Origin of the sequence: Pedobacter sp. UC225_65, from assembly GCF_042698365.1 — a bacterium.
In the GTDB taxonomy this organism is placed as follows: Bacteria; Bacteroidota; Bacteroidia; order Sphingobacteriales; family Sphingobacteriaceae; genus Pedobacter.
The window spans coordinates 2,776,169-2,800,689 of sequence record NZ_CP170550.1 but is presented as its reverse complement, the minus strand read 5'-3'; the positions used below and the strand labels follow the sequence as shown (position 1 = coordinate 2,800,689).

Genomic DNA, 24,521 nt, shown 5'->3' with positions numbered 1-24,521 from the left:
ATTGATTTCCGGTCTTAATTTTTGAATGCTTTTATATCATAAGCGAAATGTTTGAGCCAATGGACGCAAATTAATTAAGGTAACCTGATGAAGCCAGTACCATTCGACCTTTCAATACGCCTGCGTTTGGGATTTTTGAGGATCTTCCATAGCATTGTTGATTTTACGATCTAGGTATGGCTAATAAGGATCTAACCGGCAGCCTTCATTAACCTCTGTTAGCAGAAAAACTTATTGGGGGCAGAATCAGACATCGTAACCAATTTGCCCTTCCTGTATCAAAATCCAATATGTTTTGTACGGCATAACTGCTATTAAGTGCTGTATTGTTGAGCTTGACATATTCTCTTGCCCTTCTTTCGGGGGTAATGTTCACATCAATGCCTCCAGTACCTTCTTTACACCCCAAGCCATAATACAGTACAACGGGTAAGATATAAGTAGTTGTTGTCAGCCTTTTTTCAGACTTGTCAATTTTCCAATGACCATTTGTACTTTCAATGGCTTTCTTAAGGGCGTTGGTAATAAAGGCTGGCGTTCCAATGGTAAATCCAAGATTGGAAATCTTGCCTTTTTCGGATACATTAAACTTTACAAAAACACTTGTAAACAGGCAAAGGGTATCCATGATCTTCTCATCAATGCTGAAATGGTCAGAAACATAAGCTCCAACCTGATCGATATTAGAAAATGTCAGATTTGGTCGTTTATCCTGTGCATAGCTGCCTGCGGCAAGTAGCAGTAGGAAAACAAAAATAGTTGCTATCTTTTTCATAAGGTTTAATTAAGGTTAATGCTATGGTTGTTTTGGTGGGCATTTTGTACCAGGGGCATTTTGTGCACTACTTTTATACGCTACCTGGGTATTGTATATCTCTTGGGTAGTTAAATTATATTTTGTCAATAAAGCGTTCCAACCTGTTAAATTATTTTCAAACATATCATTAAAACCATTCATTGTCAATGCATAGGCATCTTTGGCTGGCATATTCGGAAATATATCGGTCACCGCAGACTTCATGCTTTCTATATATTCTTCTGCCATGGTCTGGTGCTGTTTGAACTGGTTGTTGTAATAAGTTTTATTGGCATTAAAATAACAGTGCATAATTTCATGGACAATTGTAGCAGCTGCAAATTCTTGTGAATAACCTGGCATCGTTGTTTTATTGATGGTCACCTTTACATCAAAAATACGTTCGCCCTGACTAGTCACCCTATCCCTCAGTACCTGAGATTGAGCAGGCGCACCGCCTGAAACATCACCATCAAAGATCTTGAAGTTTATAGAATGGTTCTGTCCAAATGTTGAATTCAAGAGATTGATCAATCTTGCCTTTTGTATTAGATTTAAGTGCATTCCAAAGATTTCTTAAGCATTCATTCGATATTTTATCCGATATGTCTGCAAAGCATTCAGCACTTTCAAAGTTCAAAGGGTCGTTACAATCTACTCGGGGTGTAGGACCACCACCTCCCGGACAGTTTGGTATAGCCAGTACGTTATAGACCTCTGGTGGATCACAAGCATATGGAGTTTGTGAGTCGCCATAATAATAACACCATTGTTCCCAATTGTATTTAATTGTCCATTCGCCACAGGTGGCTACTTCATACCTCATTATTTTTCCCTGCCCTCCTGATCTGTTCCTGCTGCTAATTTTAACTGCATCAGCTGGCGACATTGCCCCTGATACATCGATTTTTCGGATAGGCATTCCATTCTCAATTCTAAGTATCCACAGTACATTTCCTTCCCAGTCCTTATATTGGAGGTAACCAAAAAAGTCTTTGTCGATGTTGTCGATGTTGTTTTTGCTAATGTCGCCCTTAGCTTTATCCAAATAGCTTCTGTCAGGCACATAAGTAATTAATCGTTGGTTCGTATTTCCTGCCGGTACCCTTATAGATGATAAGTCTGTTCAGGGATGCATTCATTACCTCAAGATCTAGTACAGGTTTTGCAGTAGGGTCTTTGGTAACCAAAAAGGTTGGCATCATTTTTCCCTCCATGTTTATAGGTACTTCAACAAAATCGTATAGAGATGTTTGGGCAGAATATCCCTTATTCCATTGAATGCTGATTTTGTTTGTTCTGGATGTGCTACCTGATTTACCTGATGACATCGTTTTGGAGGGTATCAGTAACTTTTTCTCATTGGGTTGAAGATTGGTGTCATAGTAGTTTTTGGCCCATTTTACCTGTTGAGGAATTGGTTGATTAGTACCTCCGGTAATATCCTTACGGCACGATTTTACCGAAAATGCTAATATCACCAGTAGGGCCATCCATAAAGGCTGGTTAAGTGATGTAAGTTTTTTCTTCATGATAGGAGTTTGTTAATAGTAGTCAATTTTGTTGTGTAAGGTTTTGGCATCAAGGTCATTTAGTTAATTCAAGTGTTATACACCACTGGGTTTTACACATCTATTTTTAAAGTCTTACTGTACTTTAAACATATCAAAATGTACATAGGTCTGCAAGTTTATTGTACCAAATATGCCTCAACGGATACGAAAGCCAATCATGAGTATATATTTTCTCTTAAATAGCAGTTTCATTTGTTGATGTTCCATTCCTGACTGATGTCCGTATCCCGATGCCAATAAAAGGATGTTAAAGTGTGTTTTTAATATCACAAGCAAGACGCTTGCGCTAGAGGGGGAATATTAAATTAATGGGATTGATCTCCTGCCGAAGAAGAAGAGTTTTTAATTAAGCCTTTGGCCACCCCAAACCGATCATCCCTATTCCAATCTGGTAGCTAGAACAGCTCCCACTAGTGCTCTGAATCCTTCCACCATAGTTTGAGAAGCCTCCACTATCGCTTGAACTGTCTCCACCGCTGCTTGAACTGCTCCCACCATCGCTTGAGAAGCCTCCACCATTGTTCTGAATCCTCCCACCATTGCTTGAGAAGCTTCCACCAGTGCTCTGAATCCTCCCGCCATTGCTTGAGAAGCTCCCACCATTGCTCTAAATCCTTCCACCATAGCTTGAGAAGCCTCCACTATTGCTCGTAATCCTCCCACCAATGCTTGAGAAGCCTCCACCATCATTCGGAATCCTTCCACCATTGCTTGAGTTAGCATACCACACCCAATTAACCATTGGCGAATGAACCAATGAACTAATGAAACCAATGAACCAATAAACAATCAGAATGAAAAAACCGTAATTTTATATCGCAGTTTTCAAGACCAAGGTACTCATAGAATCAATTTTATGGCACACAAAAACACTCAAGACCTCCTTAAGCTTTTAGGCATCCAAATTCCGATCATCCAAGCGCCAATGGCTGGTGCCGATAGCGTAGAATTGGCCATCAATGTTGCACGTGCAGGAGGTCTAGGTTCGTTGGCCTGCGCAATGCTTACCACCGATCAGGTAATAGCGCAATATCATTCTATTAAAGCTAAGACCAACCAACCCATTAACCTCAATTTTTTCTGCCATCAGCAGGTAGAAAAATCATCAATTCAGCAACAAAAATGGCTTAACCGTCTTTTGCCTTATTATACAGCGTATCATTTAGATTCGGCCACCGTAGCACCAGCAGTGGCACGCCTACCATTTAATGAAGAATATTGTAGGGTAGTAGAAGAGATTAGACCAGCCATCGTCAGTTTCCATTTCGGCTTACCTGATCAACAGTTATTGCAAAGGGTAAAGGCAACAGGTGCAATCGTCCTCTCCTCAGCCACCACGGTTGAAGAAGGATCTGGTTAGAAGAAGCAGGTTGCGATGTCGTAATTGCACAAGGGCAGGAGGGAGGCGGTCATCGTGCCCTATTTTTAACCGATGAGCTGTCTACCCAATTGCCAACAGCCCAATTGGTACAACTTTTAGCTAAAGAACTTACCGTGCCTATTGTGGCTGCGGGCGGCATAGCCGATGCACAAGCGATCAAAGAAGCATTTGAATGGGGAGCAGCAGCCGTTCAATTGGGTACGGCCTATTTGTTTTGTGCCGAAGCACGTGTAGCACCGCTCCATCGTCAGGTATTGGCTACCGATCGCGCAACAGTGATCACCAACATCTTTTCAGGTCGTCCGGCAAGGGGGATCACCAACCGTTTGATTCAAGAAATTGGCCCAATCTGTAGTGACGCACCTGATTTTCCTTACGCCACTGATGCTGTTATGCCTTTGCGTAAAGCCTCAGAAGCTTTGGGTAGTATCGACTGCATGCAACTATGGTCGGGCCAAGTGCGCAAACCACATGCCATGGATGCCTACGATTTTACACTTTACCTAAATAGTCAGCTCTAATTAAGTCTTTTCTCTTTTGGTCGTTGCATTTTAGACATCGATTTAATGTTCTTGCCGAACATTGATGCAATCTGCAATGAAGCTCAAACTAAGGGAAGAAAATACAAACGGAGAACTGTTGCTCTTTAATGAAGAAGCAGTTTTCATTACACTGATAATCCATGCTTCATGTAGAATGCTAAACCAGCTGATGCATTAGTGGCCACAGAAGACAAAAGTCAAATTTTTGCATTTTTATGCTGGTCAAAAATATTACTTTCTGAACTGGAATAGCAATTAATGATAAATATTTATCTATAATTGATTTATATTTATTGTTTTTCAATAAATATTTATTACATTTGTATCGTTAATTTAAAATTTAATTGAAATGGAAATTAAAATAACTACCCAACAGATTCTTAAAGTATTGGCCATATTGGCTTGGATCATATTTGTTGGCCTATGCATAGATGCTGGAGGAATCATCTCCAATGCTTTTTATACTTTGGTTTTCAATCCAGAGTGGGCACATCTTTTTTGGCTGCAGATCGACCTGTCTAGCCTTTACCAATATGATGCAGGATATTTCCTTGTCGAAACCTTATTGATGAGCATTCCTGCAGTAATGAAAGCTTTGATGTTTTACCTGATCATTAAAATACTGAGCAACAAAAAGCTCGATATGTCGCAACCCTTTGTGCAAGAGATGGGCCGTTTTGTTTTCAACTTATCCTATTTGTCTTTAGGTATAGGAGGCTTCTCCAAGTGGTGCGTTGGAAATACCGAATGGTTGGTTAAACAGGGTGTAACTATGCCAGATGCAGCACAGTTAAACGTAGATGGTGCCGATGTATGGCTGTTTATGAGTGTGGTTCTCTTTGTTGTTGCACAGATTTTTAAAAGAGGGATTGAAATCCAATCAGAACACGAATTAACGGTATAATTATGGCAATTATTGTAAACCTCGATGTGATGATGGCCCGAAGAAAAATGTCGTTGAATGAGCTTTCAGAAAAAGTAGACATTACTTTGGCCAACCTGTCTAACCTTAAAACAGGGAAGGCAAAGGCCATAAGGTTCACCACGCTCAATTCCATTTGTAAGGCTCTAGACTGCCAACCTGCAGACATCTTAGAATATACGGACCAATAAACAGGCATCGGTTTGATGCTTATTTGGGCCATGGTAAACATAGGCCCTTGGGCTTGCCATGTCCTTTAATTCAAAAAAATAGATAATAATGTGATTTTTAATGCACTTCTACGAATAATAGACAAAGATTAACTCAGTATACATTCATTCATTTAAAAAACAAATCATGAAAACATTACACTTTAAATGGTCTAAGAGACCACAGCAATTGGCCTTTCTATTTTTGGTATGCGTAGGCCTTTCCATTCCTGCAATCAGCTTTGCACAAAAAAATGTAAAACCTCCAAAAGAAGACCTGCATACCGTAGTAATGGCAGGAAACATGGCAGCCTTAAAACAGCACATTGCGGCTGGCAGCGACCTTAATGTAAAAGAGCAAATGGGTGGCTCTAGTCCTTTGATCATGGCTGCACTATTGGGCAAGACCGAGATGGCCAAAGCCTTGATTGATGCGGGTGCAAACCTGAACCTTAAAAACAACGATGGTTCAACTGCACTTCACATTGCCGCCTTTTTTTGCAGGCCTGAGATTGTAAAGATGCTATTGGCCAAACGTGCCGATAAAACCATTAAAAACAACTATAACAGTACGGCCTATCAATCGGTTGTGGGTCCATTCAAAGAAGTAAAAAACGTGTACGATATGATGGGGAAAATGCTGGCACCCATGGGCTTAAAATTAGATTATGCTTATATAGAAGCGACAAGGCCTAAGATTGCTGCCATGTTGAAATAATAGAAAAGATCATGGCAGCAAATTATAGAAGATACGATATCGATTGGTTAAGGGTTATCGCTATTGGTTTACTCCTTGTTTACCACCTGTCAATTGGTTTCCAACCCTGGGGCATCATGATCGGCTTTATCGTAAATGACAAAACCTGGGAATCTTTATGGTTACCAATGACCATGCTCAACATATGGAGAATCCCACTCCTGTTTTTTGTATCGGGCATGGGCGTATATTTCGCCATACAAAACAGAAATTGGAAACAACTGCTCCTTGAGCGTGGAAAAAGGATACTGATCCCTTTTGTATTTGGTTTTTTTTGTATCGTTCCCTTGCACATCTACCTTTGGCAATATGCCAACCAATGGGAGCTGAGCTACAATCCAAACCCTGGCCACTTGTGGTTTTTGGGCAACATCTTTAGCTACGTAGTGATCTTGCTACCCATTTTTATGTTTTTGAAGAAAAAGGAGAATGGTCAAATGGGCATGTGGATAAAAAAATGGTTTGCTACCCCATTGAGCTTACTTGTTGTCATCGCAGCTTTTGTAGCCGAGGCGGTATGGGTCAATCCAATGCCTTATGAACTCTATGCAATGACATGGCATGGCTTTTTTCTGGGGATTTTAGCCTTTTTCTTTGGCTTTTGTTTTATGCTGGCTGGCAACGATTTTTGGAATATGCTCTTAAAATGGAAATGGCTTTTTTTATTGGTCGCAATTGCACTTTATGCTTGGCGCATCATGCAGCCTCAATTGCGGGTGCCTATCTATCAATTGCCCATTGAGTCTATTTTTTGGTTGTTGTCTGTTTTTGCCTTTGGTTTTAGGCATTTGAACCACCCCAGTACTGTACTTCGTTACCTCAGCCAAGCGGCATATCCAATCTACATCCTGCACATGTTATTTTTATTTCTGGGGTCGGTACTCATCTTCCCCTTGGCTATTGATGTAAGATTGAAATTTGTAATGGTACTCTTATTTACAAGTGTGGGTTGCCTGGCTCTTTATGAGTTTGTGATCAGAAGAATAGGTTTTCTTAGGTTATTATTTGGTTTAAAGAATCTGGGCTAACAACCCAGATTCTTTTATTTCTCATACTCAACTTATCTGATCAAAGAGCAATATCGTTGGTATAGTATTAAATTTTATGCTCAAATAAGTATATCTTCAAACTTTGGTGTCATTGTAAATGACACCAAAGAATTAGGTTACCTAAGTTGAGGATGAATGCCAACACAAAAAAGTAAGATCGAAGGACTATTTAGAGAAATCCAATATGGAAATAAGGCCGCGTTCGACGAACTTTTTGTGCTTTACCATGATCAACTGCTCGCTTTTGCCAAACAATATGTAAAACAACAAGAAAGTGCCGAAGAGCTTACTTCTGAACTTTTTGTGAAGATATGGCTCAGGCGAGAAACGTTGGCCACAGTACTTAATCCAGAAGTCTATCTTTTCATTTCCATTAAAAATGCCTGCCTTAACCTGATCAGGGCCAATAAAAAACGGCAGCAGGTTTTTACAGAACCACCCATCGATCAACCCATGGTACAGATACCCAATGCTTATAACATGGGTATGGAAGATAAAGAATTGGTCAGCTTACTCGATGCTGCGGTTGCAGCCTTGCCAGCACAACGCCAAATGGTGTTTAGATTAGTTAAAGAACAAGGACTGAAATGTAGTGAAGTGGCCCAGATCTTAGACATTTCTAAAAGAACCGTCGAAAACCAATTGTACAAAGCCGTAAAGACATTGGCCGAATCGATCAGTGGCTATTTGGGCTATCACCCACAAGCAAAGATCACCAAGATCCAAGCACTTTCTGACCTGCCCCTGTTCTTTTTTTAAGCACAGGATGAGTAATGTTTTAAATCCGGGTGTCCTTAGCATATAAGCCTTTAACAATGGACAAAGAAAAATTCATAGCACTGCTATCCAGCAAACTCTCTGGCGAGATTTCTGGTGCCGATAATGAAGCCTTAGCCAAGGCAACCGAAAGCAATGAAGAATACCAACTGTTGGCCACCCAATTGAGCCAGTACTTTCAGCAGCACCAAAGCCTTGCACCAAAGATGGACCAACTGAACCAGACATGGAACAAAATAGCGCTCGCAGAAACCCAAGGTTTTGAAGAACGATTCAACTATTCGTCAGTAAAAAAAGCGAGTCCTTATGCTGCTTTGCTCAAGGTGGCGGCCATATTGGTACTGCTGGTTGGTACGGGTGTATTTGGTTACCATTTGTTAAACCGCAATGTCAATCCATCTTTCGACACCATGGCTGCTACAAAAGAAACAACTTTCAGGTTGCTGGACGACGGTACCAAAGTATGGCTCAACAAAAAATCTACCCTCAGCTACAACAAGGCTTTTGGTAAACAGCAACGTGAAATATTTCTAGAAGGCGAAGCTTATTTTGATGTGGCCAAAAACAAGGAGATCCCCTTGTTTATCCATGCCGGAAATATAGATATCGAAGTAAAAGGCACCACTTTTAATGTCAATGCATACAAAGACAGACCTGAGATACAAGTAGCACTGGTAAGAGGATTGATCCAGGTTAGTAACAGGTTAGACCAAAGCCGTACCATACTGCTCAGGCCAAACGAGAAGCTCATCTTTGCCAAACTCAGTTCAAAAGACAATCATTTTGCCGTACAACCAATAGCTTCGAACATACTCTTAAAGGAAACAAGGTGGACTTCGGATACCTTGACCTTCCAAAAAGAAAAACTCAAAGACTTGGCCTTGCGCATGGAGAAAAAATACGACTTGAAGATAGAAGTGAAAAGCGAGCAGTTAAAAGAAAAACGCTTCAGCGGAACTTTTACCAACGAAACCATCCAACAGGCGCTAGAGGCACTTAAACTTTCCTATCCGTTAACCTATACGATCAACAATAAGTTGGTGGTGATCAAAGATTAAGGATGAAGAGAGCTGTACTACTATTGTTATTGGTGTTCGCTTATGGTCTACTTTATGGGCAAGACCAAAAATTAACCCTTAAATTGAACAGAAGCCCCATCACCCAGTTGTTTAAGCAGGTCCAGACTCAATGTGGCTATACCTTTGTTTATAGCGACGAGGTTATTACCGATACCATGCTCGTTTCTGTCAATGTTTCGCATAGCCCAGTTGCTAAAGTGTTGGATAGTGTGCTATCGAGCAAACAACTTTTTTATCAGGTACTGTCTAAAGAGATGATTGTGATCGGGAGCAAAAAGCTTTTGAAAAAAGAAGAAGAAGGAATTACAAAAACACTTTTATCGGGCAGCATTGTCAACCCAGAAGGCATTGCTGTACCCTTTGCTACCATTTCATTGTTGGCAGACGAGGTACAGGTAAACGGAGCTATTGCCAATGAACAGGGCAGTTTTCAGTTTTCCCATTCCATGCAGGGCAACAAAGCTTATGCCTTAAAGCTATCATCTATCGGTTACGATGTTTTGATACTTAAACTTGCTCCGCTAGAAAAAGGGCTTCAACATAAAGAATTTGGCAAACTACGGTTAATGCCCAAAGCTAAGCTTTTAAAAGAGGTAAATGTTACGGGCAACCAGAAGGTGATAGAAATGGAAGGTGGCAATATTGTGTTCAATGTGTCTAAAAGCATCAATGCACAAGGTTCAAATGCACTCGAATTGTTAGGTAGGGCACCTGGCGTAACGGTGGGCACAGACAATAACATTTCATTGAATGGCAAGGCTGGTGCTGCGGTATTGATCGATGGTAAGCAAACCTATCTCTCGAGTAGGGAGATTGCTGAGCTGCTCAAATCGATGTCCTCATCAGACATCAAATCGATAGAGATGATCAACAGCCCAAGTGCCAAATACGATGCTTCGGGTACAGCGGGATCATCAATGTCAGGACATTGAAATCGATGATCCAAGGTTTCAGCGCTGGTTTTACTACAGGACTCAGTTATGGGGTATACCTTAGAAACAACCAGGACCTTTCCTTTAGCTATAGGAAGAACAGATTGAACTTGTATGGTAACTATAGCCATTTTTTGGGCTACTATTCTTATCTCTATGGTGGTGATCGGATCCAAGAAGGGAAGTTCTATAACAGTTTTACCGACGATATAGACAAAAGGAAAAAAATGGGCTCACGCTTGGGCGCCGATTTTGCGATAGACAAAAACCAAACGGTAGGTATTTTGCTCAATGGTAATTTTATTTTTGGAGGGGGAATCACTGACACAAAGACCGATATTGGTTTGGCCCAAGCCACAACCATTGACCAAACGCTTACTGCCATCAACGATTATTATTACCAGCAGACCCAAAGGTATAATGTTAACCTCAATTATAAATATGAAGATACGCTAGGCAGGATCATCAACATTGATGCAGATTATGGCGATTTTACCAAGCGTGCCGGCAACCTACAATCTAATAAATACACGGCAGCAGATCAGAGCGTGATCAGCGATAACCTTTACCGATCGCTCAATGCCATCGATATTGGCCTAAAAGCCATCAAGGTAGATTATACCACCAACCTTTGGAAGGGGAAACTAGAAACTGGCGCCAAATATTCATCTGTATTGGCAGACAATGATTCGAAGTTTTTGGAGATCCAACAGAACGGAGAATTTATAGACCCTTTAAGGACAAACCGTTTTGCTTATAAAGAAGACGTGACCAGTGCCTACTTCAATTACAAAAAAGATTTGGGCAAATGGCAGCTTCAGGGGGGGCTAAGGGTAGAAAATGCTGCTTCAGAAGGGAAGCTGAACGAGATTTCGCCGATAGCTGGCAATGCAAAGGCTACCACTAGAAATTACACCAACTTATTCCCGTTCTTTTCGGCTACGGTTAAACCCTCAACCTCGAATAGCTTTTCACTCAGTTATTCTAGAAGGATAGACCGTCCGGCCTATCAGAACCTCAACCCGTTTATCTATCTTTTGGATGAGCTTTCTTATTGGCAGGGTAATCCCTTCTTAGAGCCTCAGCTCAGTCATCGGGTGTTGTTACAGTATGTCTATAAAAGTTCAACCATTGTAGGGCTGAGCTATACTTATACGGGTAACTTTAGCGTAGAAGTAACCGATACTGTTGATCAGAGCAAAGTGGTAATGGTGCCTCGTAATTTGGGTGTGCAACAACATTTGGCCCTAACGCTTACCCAAACCCTAACATCCGCTACTTGGTGGAACATGACCTTTAATGGTACCTTTTTTGGTCTTTACAATGACATCGACTTTGGTGCAGACAGAAAGCTTAACCTGAAACAGACAGCAGCAAGGCTGAACCTGCAACAGACTTTTAAATTGCCCCGTGGCTTCAGTGCAGAAATAGTAGGAGTGTACAACTCCAAGCGTTTGGTAGGTGCCAACCAATTTGCCAAAGCCACCAGTCAGGTAGACCTTGGGTTACAGCGCAATTTTATGAATAATAAAGCAACAATCAGGCTTGCCTTTAGCGATATCTACAAAGGAAGCAAGGCCAGTTCCGTACAAAGTGTTGGAGGTCTTTATATCCGTAACTACAGTTATTTTGAAACCCGTCAGGTTAAACTCAATTTTAGCTACAGGTTTTCAACAGGAAATTCTAAAGGACCAAGAAATAGGAGTTCGGCACTTGAAAACGAAAATGGAAGGATCAAATAGCGAAAGCACATCCAGTTGTTTAAGGAATAAATCAATAGAAGAAGTTTATTCCTTGTAACTATCAAGGGCCATGATCTGCGCTTTATATGCTGGAGGTAGGATCGCATTTTTAAGCATGGGTTTTAACCCGATCAACCTACTCAGCTTATAGAGGTTTAACATGATTGCTGCCATCGGGTTTTTCCCTAAGCCTAAAAGTTGGTTTACTTTAGTAGGCAAGAGTAGGATTTGCGCCTGCTTTAACACCCTATACCTGATCCAACCCAAATGCTTGCGGTATTGTTTGTACAAGTCAATGGTGAAATTGCCTTTAACAAGGTTTTCTTCCAGTGCGGTGGCACGTTTAAGTTGCCATTGTTCAAACGAATTAGGCAGGTCTTTGATCATCATGCGGGATCCCATCCTGTAGAATACATCAAATACCTCTTCCTTTTCTTCGGCGCTTAGTTTCCGTTCCAATAGCTCAAAAGAACGGATAGAATAATCGATCAACATGTACAGCACATCCCGATAGGCCCAATCAGGAATATGCCTGCCACGTTGGTCTTCAACCCCTTTGTGTATGGTATTGATCTGGTCAATGGCACGCATTGCAGCATCGTGGTTAGCAAATACGATCTGCCTTGCATAGGCCACCGTCGAGAATAAACGTTTTAATGGATCAGCAGGGAGACGACCAGTAAAGTATAGCCAATCTACCGCCTTGTTCAGTGCAAACTCGGCAGCAGCGCCTGCAAAAATAAACAAGATCGTATCCCCATTTCCCCAGACTGGCGAACAATCGAATTTTTAGCAACAAAATAATTCATCATTTTTTCCTCCTCTACCTATCTTAACAGCAACCTGCAGACTACATTTCTCCAAATAATTTTAGGATTGCACTTGCAAATCTAAAACTAATATTTAACTTTGAAAAAAAAAGTACTTTCAAATGAAAGAAGAAAAGGATTATATCGGGGATATTACAGCGATACGCGCTATGATGGAACGTACCTCTAAATTCCTCTCCCTATCGGGTTGGGCAGGTATTATGGCGGGGGTATATGGCCTTGCCGGAGCTTGGATAGCCCATAAGGTATTTTACTTTGATCCGAACGAGATTGTTTATCCAATGGGAACGACCGGAGCTTGGTCGGCCAATTTGATGCAGCTGATCGGATTGGCAGTAACAATCTTGGTCCTCACCCTGGGTACAGCCATCTTTCTTTCTTATAGAAAAGCGAACAAGCGCAAAGAAAAGATCTGGAACAGTACTTCTAAGCAGATGTTGGTACATATGGCTGTTCCATTGGTAACAGGAGGACTATTTATCCTTATTCTGATTGCCCATGGCCTGATCGGATTGGTGGCCCCACTTACCCTTATATTTTATGGATTGGCCATGTATAATGCAAGCAAGTTTACTTATGCAGAGATCAAAGTATTAGGATTGATGGAGATTGCCTTAGGGCTGATCGGCTCGTGTTTTATTGGATATGGTCTTTTATGCTGGGCCATAGGCTTTGGTGCGTTGCATATTATAATTGGTGTTTATCTCCATTACAAATACGAAAGGTGAAGTTAGCGATAGAAGGATTTCATAAAGCGTTTGAGAGTAGGATAAGATTGGGTATCATGTCGGCCCTGGCGGTGAACGAGAAACTCAGTTTTAACGAACTGAAAGAATACCTCGACCTTACCGATGGGAATTTGGCAAGCCACATCAAGGCCCTCGAAAAGGATGGTTTTATTGACGTGAACAAAACGTTCGTTGGTAAAAAGCCACATACAAGTTACTTTATTAGCAAAGCTGGTATAAGTGCGTTCAATGACCATTTAAAAGCTTTAGAGAATTTAATCAAGTCGCAAAAATAGAAATAAGAAAAGTGCAATTTTTTTTGAATACATACTTTGAAAAGCAAAGTTCTTTTTGCGAAATATAAACCAATTAAAAAATAAACAATCATGACAACACAAGAAAACTTAACCGCAACAATCCATCGCGGTTCATTAAACAAAAGAATGGTACAAGGTGCAATCATCGGCCTGATTCTGATTTCAGCTTTTTTGATCAGCGCAGGTAAAGGTAGACCCGAGTGGGGAAACTGGTGGATGATCAAGCCGTTGATTATTGTTCCATTTGCTGGCGCAGTGGGCGGTGCTATTTATTATTACATGGACCAGGTCCGTTCAAAAGGTGGGTGGCACAGGATTGTTGCTGACCTGATCAGTATCATCATCTTCTTGATTGGCATGTGGATGGGTTCTGTTTTAGGACTAAGTGGTACCTATTGGAACTAAACAAGCAAAATTCTATTAATTTTACTAAAAGTGATCATCACATGAAAGCGCAAATTTTAACCAATATAGACCAACCTGCACAGCTTGAGCGCTTGTACAGAAAAGATAAAAGCGGATTTAAAAAGGCTTTTAATGAGCTCTATCCCGAAATCAAGGACAATACCTTAGTTGGATACTGGAACGAACGATTGAATTTTACAAGCGACGAGATCTTGTGGGGCACTCGCAGCGACCTTGTTTTTGTAATCATCGCCTCACTTATTGCTGGCACCATTGCAAAACTGCCCGCATTGTTTGCGATCAATGAAGATTTTTTCTATCCAAGGAACATTGGATTTATTGTTTTCCCCGCACTTATGGTGTATTTCGCCTGGAAAAACAAGCTACCTACACCTAAGGTTGTTTTTCTGGCTGGAGTAACATTGGTAGGTTTGATCTTTATCAACCTGTTGCCCAACGTTAAACATAGTGATACCCTGATCTTATCTTGTGCCCATCTGGCGTTGTTCTTATGGGCTGCCTTGGGTATTGCTTTTGTAGGTGGTGTACAAAATGACAGCGAAAAACGATTGGGCTTCCTGAAATACAACGGAGACCTCGTTGTAATGACCACTTTGATTTTGATTGCAGGTGGGTTGATGAGTGCCCTTACTATTGGTCTTTTCTCTTTGATAGGCTACAACATCGCCGAAACTTACATGCAAAATGTAGGTGTCTTTGGTGCTGCTGCTGCACCTATTGTAGGTACTTACCTCACGCAGGCCAATCCACAATTGGTAGGTAAAGTATCACCGGTAATTGCCAAGATATTTAGCCCATTGGTATTGATAATGCTTATTGTTTATAGCATTGCCATTATGTATTCGGGTAAAAATCCTTACAATAACCGCGAGTTTCTACTGATCTTTAATGCATTGTTGGTAGGGGTAATGGCACTGATCTTTTTCTCCATTGCAGGTACATCTACCAAGAGCCGTACGGAAATGGGGATATTACTGGCACTGTCTATAGTTACCGTCATGGTCAATGGCATTGCACTTTCTGCTATCGTATTCCGGATTTCTGAATGGGGAATGACACCCAACCGTGCTGCGGTATTGGGAGGAAACATATTGATCCTGATCCATCTGGTTTTGGTGGCAGGCAAAATGTTAAGATACATGTTAAAGAAAGCAGAATTTAGCACGGTAGGTAAAACTATTGCCTGGTACTTACCTGTATACTGCATATGGACCATTATCGTCACTTTTATTTTCCCTTTTCTTTTCGGATTTAAATAAGAGAATAAAATATCAGTCTGAGCTTGTCGAAGACCAATACAAAAAATGCTTCGACAAGCTCAACATGACAATGCGCTAAATCATCATCCTTTGCAGGTTTAACTAAAAAACAACACCATACATCATTGAGGTCGCAGCACTTCATCTGGCCCAAATGATGCTTTTTGTTTATGGAGTACAAGCTTTAATTGATTGCTTAATAGTCTATTATGTAGTTCTGTTTTTTAACAACACCATAAGTTTATATCAATTTAATATGTAGTTTTAAGAGTAAAATTTAAACTACATGAAATACAATAGACGAGATTTTATTGGAGGGAGCTTGGCGGTTACAGCTGCTTTTGCACTACCATCAATAGATGTATTTGGTACTCCGAGTTTGCCAACTATTCCAGTAGCTGATGGCTTTTCGTTAAAGATCATGGCGCCTTATTGGGGCTTTAACGGGTCGGTAAGCGATTTCTGTAAAAAGGCCAAACAAGATGGTTATGATGGGGTAGAAATCCTATGGTCTGCCGAAATAGCCAAAGAGCTGTTTAGTGCTTTAAAGACACATCAACTGGCCGTAGGTTTCCTTTGCCGTGGTGATGAACCTATACCCGCACCTCATTTTTCAACCTTTCAAAAAGTATTAAGAGAAGCAATAGATAATCCTTACCAAAAACCACTCTACATCAACGTCCATTCGGGGAAGGATTTTTTTACCTACGAAGAGAACAAAAGGTTTATTGATTTTACGGTACAATACGCAAAAGAAAAAGGGGTGCCTATTTACCATGAAACACATCGGTCGCGGATGCTTTATTCGGCCCCAGCTTCCCTACGTTATCTACAGGAGAATCCTGCCTTGCGGTTAACCTTAGATATTTCTCATTGGTGTAACGTGAGCGAAAGTCTGCTCGAAGACCAACAGGCTACAGTGGAGCTGGCCATTTCTCGCACAGACCATGTGCATTCAAGAGTTGGCCATGCAGAAGGACCACAGGTAAGTGATCCTCGCGCACCAGAATGGAAATCGGCTGTAGATGCCCATTTTGCCTGGTGGGACAAAATAGTGGCCCTCAAAAAACAGCAGGGTAAACCGCTAACGATGTTGACCGAATTTGGTCCGCCAAGTTATATGCCAACGCTTCCTTTTACCAACCTGCCTGTTGCTGATCAATGGGACATTAATGTATACATGATGCAGGCTTGGAAAAAAAGATATCTATAAAAAAATTAAACAGTTGATAACCAAAAGATTTTTTTTCGTAATTTTTTAAAAAATTAACCAAATGACAGATATTCTACAAACCTTGTACGACGAAGTGATCGGTTTTTTAAGCATTGGTGGGCTGATCAAAATGGTGCAGACCGGAGATTACGGATCTTTAGCAACTTTAAATGGAATACAGACTTTATTGTGGCCCATCATCCCCTTTTTATTATTGTTCGAAATCATTAGGGCTTCCTTTTATAAACGTTTTAAGGTAGAGGATTACCGAATTCCTTTTTTGGTATTTGTAGTAAATCGATTTATCTCTAGGTTAATCTCTATAGCTGCGGTTGGCTTTTGTATCGGGTTGCTCGAAAAATGGGCTATTTTTACCACTACTTTTACTTGGTATTGGTTGATCTATGGTTATATCGTGTGGGAACTTTCACACTTTGTGTACCATTATTTCGGGCATAAAGTAAGGATACTATGGTGTCTTCATTCTACCCATCATGCACCTCAGCAGATGAACCTATCCGTTAATTTTGCCCATTTCTTTTTAGAGGCACCTTATGCCGATGTGGTCCGTACTTCTATCTGTATCCTATTGGGTGTTAATCCGGCATTATTGTTTTTCATTATGTTCATTGATGGTTTTTGGGGCTCGTTTATCCATATTGGAGAAGACACAATGAAAGATGCAAGACTTGGCTTTTTTAACCGTATTCTGCTTACCCCTTCACACCATCGGGTACACCATGCTAAAAATCCATTGTATATGGATACCAATTTCTGCAACCTGTTGAATATCTGGGACCATGTTTTCAAGACTTATCAGACCGAAAGAAGAGATATGAAAATAGAATATGGCATTACGAGAGAAATGAACCCCAATAGTTTATGGGATGTTTATTTTGGCGAATTTATCTGTTTGGGTAAAGATATTGCTGCTGCACCTACACTCAAAGCTAAATTATTATATATCGTTATGCCACCGGGATGGAGCCATACCGGCGACCATAAAACGGCTAGGATTGTAAGAGAATCATTTATGGCAGAAGAAAACGAAGGGAAAGAAATGACTTTTGACGAGCCTGTTAAAGTAAATATTTAAGCGCATTATTAATCAGAAATGAATAGCTTAATTGTCCAGATTTGATTAAAATCAAGTAAATGTGAAAAAAATAAATCTTGGTTCGTGCCAACACGAACCAAGGATAGGGCTGAAGTTTTAAACTTCCTCTCCACTACTGCACCAACATCCAGCTGAATCTGTAGCACTATAAGCTTTTTTGCAATCTGTTAATGAAACATCGCAACTTGCAACTATAAGTACCTGATTGGGATTAAGAGAATTCATATCTTTATCTCTACAATAGGCATGGCAGAGGCCAGTAGGCGGAACAACTCCACCCATCACTTTCTTCATTTCTGATTTACTTAATAAATTTGCTTTTTTCATAGTTCAAATTTTTTGGTTAGGTTGTAATTAAAGTTTGCCTTTATCACGTAGGGCATCAATGCTACGGCTTGAGATTAATAACATCAAGCTGGTTATTGGGGATGACATTTGCAACTGTCAAGCCTTCTGTAAATCTAGAATTACAAAAATCGATTAAAGCCAGTTCATAGTTATTATTTCTAGAAAAGCTTTATCTACTCTAATTTATTGAATTGGGGAACTTATTGCAATTTTTGGATGTAATATTTTTTGAATATATGAGTAGCATAAGCGATAAAAAAGATAATTGATACATAAAAAAAATGCCCTATTTTTTAATAGGGCAGTCCAATCTCTGCAAAGCAGAAAAGTTATTGATACTAATCTAACATTAGTTTGTCTTTGTATTTAACCATGAAGCTCTAAGTTTTAACTGTGCTTCGGTTGGCGATGCCATTTCATTTAAGATGTTAAATTGTTTTACATCCTGAAATTCTACTGGCTGACTTAATTTTACTTCGGTAGCATTGCCATTGGCATCTTTTCTAAGTACCAACATGCTAAATGTATCGCCTGTTTTCATGCTTACCCTTACACTATCCAAAAACTGTTGTACTTTAGCTACTTCAGGTAATTTAAGGTCGTTGATGGCCAATATCTGGTCGCCTTTTTGGATTCCCAATTTTTTACCATAACTGTTCATTGTGGTATCTGCAACAAATAAATTCTTTGTAGTTGGGTTGTAGCCAAGCCTTGTTCCACCAGTATTGGCTTTTTTAACCAAGGCCACATCCTGATAATCAACCCCAATTGAAGCAAAGATTTCTTGATATGGAAGTTTTTTATTGCCGCCAACATAGGTGTTCAAAAAGACCCCAATTTCTGGGTAAGTCAATTTGGTAATCGTTGCAAATAGTTCATCATCTTTAAACGACTTGTTTTTACCATAGGTTTTAGACAAGTCCTTCATCAGGTTTTGTGTACCATATTTTCCTTTGGATAATTCTCTTAACTTAATGTCAAGACAAAGCCCAATCAATGCGCCTTTCTCGTACACATTGCCATATTGGTTTTCATAAGTATCTAATACCCCTTTAGACATTTTTGTAAAGGCCAAGGTATCATTGTAACGCATGGCATTGTTCAATTTCGATTGTTGCGTTTTTAGGTAATCTTTAAAATCTACCAAACCATATTTTACCTGCATGTGGTGTGCTGCATATTCTGTTAATCCCTCATACATCCATAAATGGGCAGACATTTTAGGGTTATCATAATCAAAGTTTCCGATCTCTTCACTATGGATGCTCAATGGAGTTACGATATGGAAAAACTCATGCGAGCCTGTTTCCCGTACACTTTTTGCAAGTTCTTCAGGGCTAAAGCTTTCTGGAAGGTAATAAAAAGAAGAGTACGAATGTTCTAAAGCGCCGTAACTTGTAAGCTGTGGATCATCACTTAAACTGATGATAAAAGCATATTTATCTACCGGTAGTGTGCCACCAAGGTATTCTTTTTGGGCTTCTAAAGTTCTTTTGAGTTCTTTGGCAATAACGGCCGAAGTAGCTTTCTTGTTTGGAGAATATAAAGAGATCAAGATTTCTGCACCACCAATATGTAAAATGGTAGTATCTGGTCGGTTGTACATGATTGGTGCATCTGCAAGACTATGGTAATCTGGAACCTGATATTGGTCTGTAGTTGCATTGATCTGTTTGCCCTTAAGTGAAGTAGAACCATAAAAATCGGCAGGTTTGGTAACCGTTACTTTGTAAGGGATGTTTTTTGCACCATCAAAATAACCGAAGAAACCAAAATTGTTGATCACAAACATTTTGTCTTTATCGATGTTTGTTCCAGCAGGTTGAAAAATTTCGGCTCCCTTGATCTCCTTGCTATCCCAGCTATCGTCAACCAGATAGGTGATTTTTGACAGTTCTTTTGCGCCAGTTATTTTCCACGAATCAATGTTTTCTTGGCTCACCTTTAGTTCAGTGCCTTTTTTATCAAAAGCCTTAAAGTTTGAGATGTAACGGCCAAAATCGTAAATGGCATAGGTGCCAGGTACCATTTTAGGTAGATGGAAAATAGCTTCGTTGGCGCTTAATTTAGGGGTAAGTAAGGTCACTTCTAGTTTATCGTCCTTTACGTTATTGAGGTTGATACTGTAGTGGTAACCAGTGTTGGTCTGCTGTGCAAATACCGAATTGGCAGCGATAAAAAGTAAAAAAAGAATGAGGTGTTTTTTCATTGATCTTGTTTTAAAATAGATAAATCGGGTGTACTATATAATTGTTTTAGAGTGAATAAGGGATGTGAAGTTACAAAAAATAGACCTTTTTATAGCTGATGCCAATAGGGAGCTCATTATTTATAAAATTATGATTTGGTCTTTAACAGTTGCGCTATTCTTTGATCCAATTCCTTTTGGTCTCCATCAAACGTGTCTTCAAAACCCTTACCTAGTTGATAGATTGTATTATTTTTCGAAATCCGATAAATGCTGTAATAATTTTGACCAGCAAAACCATAACCAACAATCACTTTGTATTTTTGATGAAAACTTGGGTTGGCAATGGTTTCAAAACCCTTGATCCTGGTTAGTGTTTTATTTTTAGGATTGGCCAAGTAGAGGTAATACAACTCATTGCTACCTCTTGCACCAGTACCCTTAAATATCAAGAGGTCTTTGTAACCATCGCCATTAAAATCTTCGTGCTGGGTTTCATCAGGATATTGGATGGCAATTTTTTCTTTCCAAAAAAGTTGATCAGTTTGGCCACGGTCTCTGCCAAAATAAATAGTGCTGTTTTTTTCAGCGTCTTCGTTATTTAAACAGCGCTGTATGGCTAATACATAGGTCCGGTCGCCAAAGGGGTACTCATATTTCCAATCGCAATCTACTTTAGGTTGACCGAATATCTTTATGGCTTTAACAGTGTGCTGTTTGATTGGGTCTTGTGCTTTAATGGTGATGGCCAAACATAATAAACCGAAGAAGAGTAATTGCTTTTTCATCGCTTTTTATCCCTTATTTAGAGGAGCCAATTTTGGCCAGGTAATAACTATAATCCTTGGTACGTACCTGTCCATTTAGCTTTTGGGTATACGCCTTTACCATAAACGAGCTGTCATCTATCCACCGGATGTTTTCTACCGCCCAATCTTTGGTGGTAAAGCTCATTTTTTCTGTTAATCTGTTGTGTGGCTGTTGTGTACCATCTACCCTTAATACACCAATGAAACAACTGTTTTTGGCATACACTTCATTGTAATAGTAAACAAGCGTTTGGCCATGTGGCGAAGGGATGGGTATTTCTACAGCATCATCCCCAACCGAAACAATAGCATATTGATAAGCTGTAAGACTATCTATCAAAAACAGGTCGCCAAAACCAATGTGTTCGGCAGTATGGTAACTGGTCAATACATGCATTTTCAATTGCGGCAAATACCCCCTATATGCTGTGCCTTTAAAAGCGGTCTGATCATCTGCTTTATATGTCTTTAGTTTAACCAGTCCTGCTTTGGTGGGATCAACAATTGGGTTTTTGTTACTTTAAATTGAGGATGGGAAAGGTATTGTTTATCATGATATTTTTCATAGTCGGCAGCAGCTATTTTTTCGAACACAATTTTGGGCAGTTTTTCAAAAGTATCTGCATAGCCAAGTGTAACGGTTTTTGGTTGTTGGGCAAAAGCACCCAAGGCCGACAAGAAAAATAAGAGAAAGACTTTCATGTTATTTTTTTCTAGGTTGTACGATATAATATTCCCGCTCGTTCAACCTGATCAGGTCAAAATCCATGCCGTTACATTTAAAATAAGCAAGGGTTTGTTCACTACATTCCTTGCCGTTAGGTGTAGCCGTATATACTTGGTCTATTTTAAATTTTAAGGTATCGTTCTGTTGGATAAGTTCATAAAATCTAGTGCCATTCCATTTGATATCGGGCAGGCTTTCGCAATTAAAAGCTGCAGTTTTCTGAAAATGGACCATTTTTAGCTTGGTAGTGTCTTGCTCAAGTGCTTGGATCTTCCAGTTGGTGTTGGTAGAGGATGAGGCCGCATTTTGAATGGTTTTAAGCCCATCAAAAACCCAGGTTACAAAACTAGGGGAGGTACGACTGCGGATGTAACCATTGTCGAAAAACACAGCTTCGTTTTGTGGAAGTAGCTGTTCGGTGTCCAAACTATCGATCACCTTACCCGATTTGTCCAACCTCAAACTTTTCAACAAAGGCTGTTTTTTATTAGAACTGTTATATAAAAAATTGAGGATGACCTCTTGCTTATCACTTAGTAAATAAGGTGCGCTGATCAGATTATACTCGCTGGCAGCCAATAAAGGTTTCACTTCAACAGCTGAAGTGCCAGCATAACTAGACAGTGCCTGATAACTGTTGTATTTAGGGTCTAATGAAGGTTCGTTGATTTTTTTGGTCCAATAAAAAATACAGGTGCTGAGCATAAAAGCACCCACTATGCCCATTGCGAACTTTATATTGCCATACCACAAAGCACTCTTGCTGATATTTTGCACTTGTAGGGGTAAAGAAAGGGCAATACCTGCAAGGATAGCACAGATAGCACAATACAAAAGATGTTTGCCTATAAAGTATTTTATTGGAACCATAAAATCGGTAAAATGCGTAAAACGAGGGATGCCGACAATTCCATACACCAACCAAAAAATAAAAGACATCACCAGAAAAGGTAATAAGATGCGAAAAAGCAGGTGCGGATAGATAACCGAGGTATGGATATAATGTGCCAACAGTTTGATCAACAGTGTGCCCACCACAAGTGCACACAAACAAAGAAGGCCAAAAATAACCACTGCTTCAAACGCGATGAAACTTCCGCCTTTACGCGCATAATACCAATAAGTAAATAAAAGGATGATGGCTGCAATTGCAACAGCCTTGATGTTTGTACCAATGTTTTCCATATACGATCTTTAGCGACAAGTGAAGATGTTACCCTATAAACATAAGTATAAGGGATATGTGGTTAAAAAACAATTTTTTTAACATTCAATGTAATTTCGGTAAGCTGTAGAATTTGTAAATTAGTACCACAAATAAACAATTGAAATGAAAGCACCAGAATCGATCATCCCTATACTTTATACTAAAAACATCGTACACAGTATTGATTATTATACCAAGGTTCTAGGCTTTGAGGGCCAATGGATATGGGAAGATGCACCTACTTTTGGTGGGGTAAACTGGGGCGAGGTAAGATTGTTCTTCTGTAAAGATGGGCAGGGTAGCCCAGGCACTTGGCTTTGCATCAATGTAGTAGATGTTGATGCCTATTACGAAATGATCAAGGTTCGTGGGGCCAAAGTACTCTCACCCCCAGAAGATAAGCCCTGGTTTATGCGAGAAATGCTAGTGCAGGATCCAGATGGACATGTGATCCGTTTCGGGCATGGTATTGAATGTGATTAGCAATTACAAGCCTTTTGATGCTACAAAATATGGTGTTTTGTAACATTACATTGAGCTGTTGTAATGTTACAGTAGGCCTCAATAATGGCTCATATTGTACATGTAATAGGCTTAAATGCCCAAAAAAGGTGCTTTTTAACAAATTCAATTGAGCGCTAAATCAAAATAGATTAGCTGGCTTAATGTAATAGTCCGTCTGTAAAGAATTGTAGGGTCCAGTTTGTCAGCACCATCACACACTTCAAGACTCTACAGATTTAGGCATTAAACTTGTATCAAAATAGTTCCTATGCATTTTGATCAATTGATGGTTTTAGTGAGTGGATTTGTAGACCAACTGCTCAAAAAGAAACTCAGCCCCTGTCTCTATTTTCATAACCTCACCCACACCCGTTATGTGGTTAAGGCTGTGCAGGAAATTGGCTTTCACGCTGGTCTCACACCAAAACAACAGGAAACAGTTACACTTGCGGCGTGGTTTCATGATACGGGTTATACAGAAGTGTACAAAAACCACGAGTTGGTGAGCATAGAAATAGCGACAGAATTTTTGGCTAGTGTTGGGATAGTAGGCGAGCAGGTGGCCGATATCAGGTCTTGCATCTTGGCTACAAGATATCCTCAAAAGCCAACCAACCTGATGGAAATGGTCGATCTGCGATGCAGATTTCTATCATTTCTCGGTTGAGGATTACATGCAATTTGCAACTGCACTAAAAAAAGAATGGGAAGCCGAGTTTGGCCATTGTTATACCCAACAACAATGGAACCATATCAACCTCGAAATGTTGAGCAACCACCAATATTTTACCGATTATGGCCAGCAGCTGCTCCAAAAAAGCAAAGAACACAATATCAGTAAACTTAAATTGCCCATTTAAATGTTATGGATTCTTTTCCTTTGCGATTTGCCCATTAATTTCATTAATTTAAGCAAATGAAGATCTTAGTCATAGAAGATGAAAAGGCAGTAATGGATAGCATATTGGCCTATTTTACTGGAGAAGGCAATATCTGTGAGCATGCTGCTACTTATGCTGCAGCGGCCGAAAAGATTGCACTTTACAGTTACGACTGCATTCTGCTGGACTCTTGGATTGCCTGATGGC

At 40.0% G+C, this 24,521-nt stretch carries 32 protein-coding genes; 20 read left to right on the top strand and 12 right to left on the bottom strand.

What is annotated here, in order from left to right; genetic code table 11:
• Positions 1-208 precede the first annotated feature (208 nt).
• The 5 genes from ACFJIZ_RS14665 to ACFJIZ_RS14645 all read right to left on the bottom strand — a co-directional run bounded on the left by ACFJIZ_RS14665 (position 209) and on the right by ACFJIZ_RS14645 (position 3,159).
• Positions 209-775: a hypothetical protein gene (locus tag ACFJIZ_RS14665; protein WP_379085486.1), complete on the bottom strand. Its 567-nt coding sequence runs from the start codon at positions 773-775 to the stop codon at positions 209-211.
• A 21-nt stretch (positions 776-796) separates the two neighbouring features.
• The gene (locus ACFJIZ_RS14660; protein ID WP_379085483.1) at positions 797-1,318 is read right to left on the bottom strand and encodes a hypothetical protein; all 522 of its coding nucleotides are present in this window, start codon (positions 1,316-1,318) and stop codon (positions 797-799) included.
• Positions 1,269-1,844 (bottom strand): hypothetical protein, encoded by a 576-nt coding sequence (locus ACFJIZ_RS14655; RefSeq protein WP_379085480.1) that lies wholly within the window; start codon positions 1,842-1,844, stop codon positions 1,269-1,271. Before ACFJIZ_RS14655 ends, ACFJIZ_RS14660 begins: the two co-directional genes overlap by 50 nt.
• 10 nt (positions 1,845-1,854) lie before the next feature.
• Positions 1,855-2,328 (bottom strand): hypothetical protein, encoded by a 474-nt coding sequence (locus ACFJIZ_RS14650; RefSeq protein ID WP_379085477.1) that lies wholly within the window; start codon positions 2,326-2,328, stop codon positions 1,855-1,857.
• 420 nt (positions 2,329-2,748) lie between these two features.
• Positions 2,749-3,159 (bottom strand): hypothetical protein, encoded by a 411-nt coding sequence (locus ACFJIZ_RS14645; RefSeq protein ID WP_379085475.1) that lies wholly within the window; start codon positions 3,157-3,159, stop codon positions 2,749-2,751.
• A gap of 67 nt (positions 3,160-3,226) precedes the next feature.
• On the opposite strand from ACFJIZ_RS14645, the gene ACFJIZ_RS14640 reads away from it, so the two are divergent.
• From ACFJIZ_RS14640 to ACFJIZ_RS14595, 10 genes are all read left to right on the top strand, one after another.
• Entirely contained in the window at positions 3,227-3,730 is a 504-nt protein-coding gene (locus tag ACFJIZ_RS14640) for an NAD(P)H-dependent flavin oxidoreductase (RefSeq protein ID WP_379085470.1), read from the top strand.
• On the top strand, positions 3,721-4,272 hold the full coding sequence (locus ACFJIZ_RS14635) for an NAD(P)H-dependent flavin oxidoreductase (protein ID WP_379094057.1): 552 nt from the start codon (positions 3,721-3,723) through the stop codon (positions 4,270-4,272). Before ACFJIZ_RS14640 ends, ACFJIZ_RS14635 begins: the two co-directional genes overlap by 10 nt.
• Before the next feature lie 370 nt (positions 4,273-4,642).
• Positions 4,643-5,197, top strand: coding sequence for a DUF2975 domain-containing protein (locus ACFJIZ_RS14630; protein ID WP_379085467.1), 555 nt, complete (start codon positions 4,643-4,645; stop codon positions 5,195-5,197).
• Positions 5,198-5,199: 2 nt separating this feature from the next.
• Complete coding sequence (locus tag ACFJIZ_RS14625; RefSeq protein WP_379085464.1) at positions 5,200-5,406, top strand: helix-turn-helix domain-containing protein; 207 nt, start codon at positions 5,200-5,202, stop codon at positions 5,404-5,406.
• Between the two features lie 166 nt (positions 5,407-5,572).
• Positions 5,573-6,142 carry an ankyrin repeat domain-containing protein gene (locus ACFJIZ_RS14620; protein ID WP_379085460.1) on the top strand — a complete coding sequence of 190 codons (570 nt, stop codon included), beginning with the start codon at positions 5,573-5,575 and terminating at the stop codon, positions 6,140-6,142.
• 11 nt (positions 6,143-6,153) lie between these two features.
• Entirely contained in the window at positions 6,154-7,209 is a 1,056-nt protein-coding gene (locus tag ACFJIZ_RS14615; RefSeq protein WP_379085457.1) for an acyltransferase family protein, read from the top strand.
• Between the two features lie 156 nt (positions 7,210-7,365).
• Entirely contained in the window at positions 7,366-7,989 is a 624-nt protein-coding gene (locus ACFJIZ_RS14610) for an RNA polymerase sigma-70 factor (protein ID WP_379085454.1), read from the top strand.
• Positions 7,990-8,045: 56 nt separating this feature from the next.
• The gene (locus ACFJIZ_RS14605; RefSeq protein WP_379085452.1) at positions 8,046-9,065 is read left to right on the top strand and encodes a FecR family protein; all 1,020 of its coding nucleotides are present in this window, start codon (positions 8,046-8,048) and stop codon (positions 9,063-9,065) included.
• Positions 9,066-9,067: 2 nt separating this feature from the next.
• Entirely contained in the window at positions 9,068-10,018 is a 951-nt protein-coding gene (locus ACFJIZ_RS14600; RefSeq protein WP_379085449.1) for a TonB-dependent receptor plug domain-containing protein, read from the top strand.
• Positions 10,019-10,023: 5 nt separating this feature from the next.
• Complete coding sequence (locus tag ACFJIZ_RS14595) at positions 10,024-11,760, top strand: outer membrane beta-barrel family protein (protein WP_379085446.1); 1,737 nt, start codon at positions 10,024-10,026, stop codon at positions 11,758-11,760.
• Between the two features lie 45 nt (positions 11,761-11,805).
• Here the strand turns inward: ACFJIZ_RS14595 and ACFJIZ_RS14590 are convergent, their stop codons facing one another.
• A complete protein-coding gene (locus ACFJIZ_RS14590) occupies positions 11,806-12,507 on the bottom strand; it encodes an oxygenase MpaB family protein (protein WP_379085443.1) in 702 nt (233 codons plus the stop codon).
• Positions 12,508-12,691: 184 nt separating this feature from the next.
• Here ACFJIZ_RS14590 and ACFJIZ_RS14585 point away from each other — a divergent pair, with 184 nt between their 5' ends.
• The 6 genes from ACFJIZ_RS14585 to ACFJIZ_RS14560 all read left to right on the top strand — a co-directional run bounded on the left by ACFJIZ_RS14585 (position 12,692) and on the right by ACFJIZ_RS14560 (position 17,629).
• Positions 12,692-13,318, top strand: a complete 627-nt coding sequence (locus tag ACFJIZ_RS14585) for a hypothetical protein (protein ID WP_379085440.1) — start codon at positions 12,692-12,694, stop codon at positions 13,316-13,318.
• The gene (locus tag ACFJIZ_RS14580; protein ID WP_379085437.1) at positions 13,315-13,614 is read left to right on the top strand and encodes a winged helix-turn-helix domain-containing protein; all 300 of its coding nucleotides are present in this window, start codon (positions 13,315-13,317) and stop codon (positions 13,612-13,614) included. Before ACFJIZ_RS14585 ends, ACFJIZ_RS14580 begins: the two co-directional genes overlap by 4 nt.
• 90 nt (positions 13,615-13,704) lie before the next feature.
• A complete protein-coding gene (locus ACFJIZ_RS14575; RefSeq protein WP_379085434.1) occupies positions 13,705-14,040 on the top strand; it encodes a hypothetical protein in 336 nt (111 codons plus the stop codon).
• A 41-nt stretch (positions 14,041-14,081) separates the two neighbouring features.
• Positions 14,082-15,320, top strand: coding sequence for a hypothetical protein (locus tag ACFJIZ_RS14570; RefSeq protein WP_379085431.1), 1,239 nt, complete (start codon positions 14,082-14,084; stop codon positions 15,318-15,320).
• 286 nt (positions 15,321-15,606) lie between these two features.
• A complete protein-coding gene (locus ACFJIZ_RS14565) occupies positions 15,607-16,533 on the top strand; it encodes a sugar phosphate isomerase/epimerase (protein WP_379085428.1) in 927 nt (308 codons plus the stop codon).
• Between the two features lie 61 nt (positions 16,534-16,594).
• Complete coding sequence (locus ACFJIZ_RS14560; RefSeq protein WP_379085425.1) at positions 16,595-17,629, top strand: sterol desaturase family protein; 1,035 nt, start codon at positions 16,595-16,597, stop codon at positions 17,627-17,629.
• Between the two features lie 117 nt (positions 17,630-17,746).
• Here the strand turns inward: ACFJIZ_RS14560 and ACFJIZ_RS14555 are convergent, their stop codons facing one another.
• From ACFJIZ_RS14555 to ACFJIZ_RS14530, 6 genes are all read right to left on the bottom strand, one after another.
• A complete protein-coding gene (locus ACFJIZ_RS14555; protein WP_379085422.1) occupies positions 17,747-17,977 on the bottom strand; it encodes a hypothetical protein in 231 nt (76 codons plus the stop codon).
• A 370-nt stretch (positions 17,978-18,347) separates the two neighbouring features.
• Entirely contained in the window at positions 18,348-20,207 is a 1,860-nt protein-coding gene (locus tag ACFJIZ_RS14550) for a peptidase M61 (protein WP_379085419.1), read from the bottom strand.
• 128 nt (positions 20,208-20,335) lie between these two features.
• Positions 20,336-20,974, bottom strand: a complete 639-nt coding sequence (locus tag ACFJIZ_RS14545) for an XAC2610-related protein (protein ID WP_379085416.1) — start codon at positions 20,972-20,974, stop codon at positions 20,336-20,338.
• A gap of 13 nt (positions 20,975-20,987) precedes the next feature.
• A complete protein-coding gene (locus ACFJIZ_RS14540; protein ID WP_379085413.1) occupies positions 20,988-21,407 on the bottom strand; it encodes a hypothetical protein in 420 nt (139 codons plus the stop codon).
• 56 nt (positions 21,408-21,463) lie between these two features.
• Positions 21,464-21,697 carry a hypothetical protein gene (locus ACFJIZ_RS14535; RefSeq protein WP_379085410.1) on the bottom strand — a complete coding sequence of 78 codons (234 nt, stop codon included), beginning with the start codon at positions 21,695-21,697 and terminating at the stop codon, positions 21,464-21,466.
• 1 nt (position 21,698) lies between these two features.
• Entirely contained in the window at positions 21,699-22,907 is a 1,209-nt protein-coding gene (locus ACFJIZ_RS14530; protein WP_379085407.1) for a hypothetical protein, read from the bottom strand.
• Between the two features lie 145 nt (positions 22,908-23,052).
• On the opposite strand from ACFJIZ_RS14530, the gene ACFJIZ_RS14525 reads away from it, so the two are divergent.
• From ACFJIZ_RS14525 to ACFJIZ_RS14510, 4 genes are all read left to right on the top strand, one after another.
• The gene (locus ACFJIZ_RS14525) at positions 23,053-23,412 is read left to right on the top strand and encodes a glyoxalase superfamily protein (protein WP_379085404.1); all 360 of its coding nucleotides are present in this window, start codon (positions 23,053-23,055) and stop codon (positions 23,410-23,412) included.
• A gap of 289 nt (positions 23,413-23,701) precedes the next feature.
• Positions 23,702-24,100, top strand: coding sequence for a hypothetical protein (locus tag ACFJIZ_RS14520; RefSeq protein WP_379085400.1), 399 nt, complete (start codon positions 23,702-23,704; stop codon positions 24,098-24,100).
• Positions 24,101-24,107: 7 nt separating this feature from the next.
• Complete coding sequence (locus ACFJIZ_RS14515) at positions 24,108-24,293, top strand: hypothetical protein (RefSeq protein WP_379085397.1); 186 nt, start codon at positions 24,108-24,110, stop codon at positions 24,291-24,293.
• 56 nt (positions 24,294-24,349) lie between these two features.
• Complete coding sequence (locus ACFJIZ_RS14510) at positions 24,350-24,517, top strand: hypothetical protein (protein ID WP_379085394.1); 168 nt, start codon at positions 24,350-24,352, stop codon at positions 24,515-24,517.
• Positions 24,518-24,521: the final 4 nt, after the last annotated feature.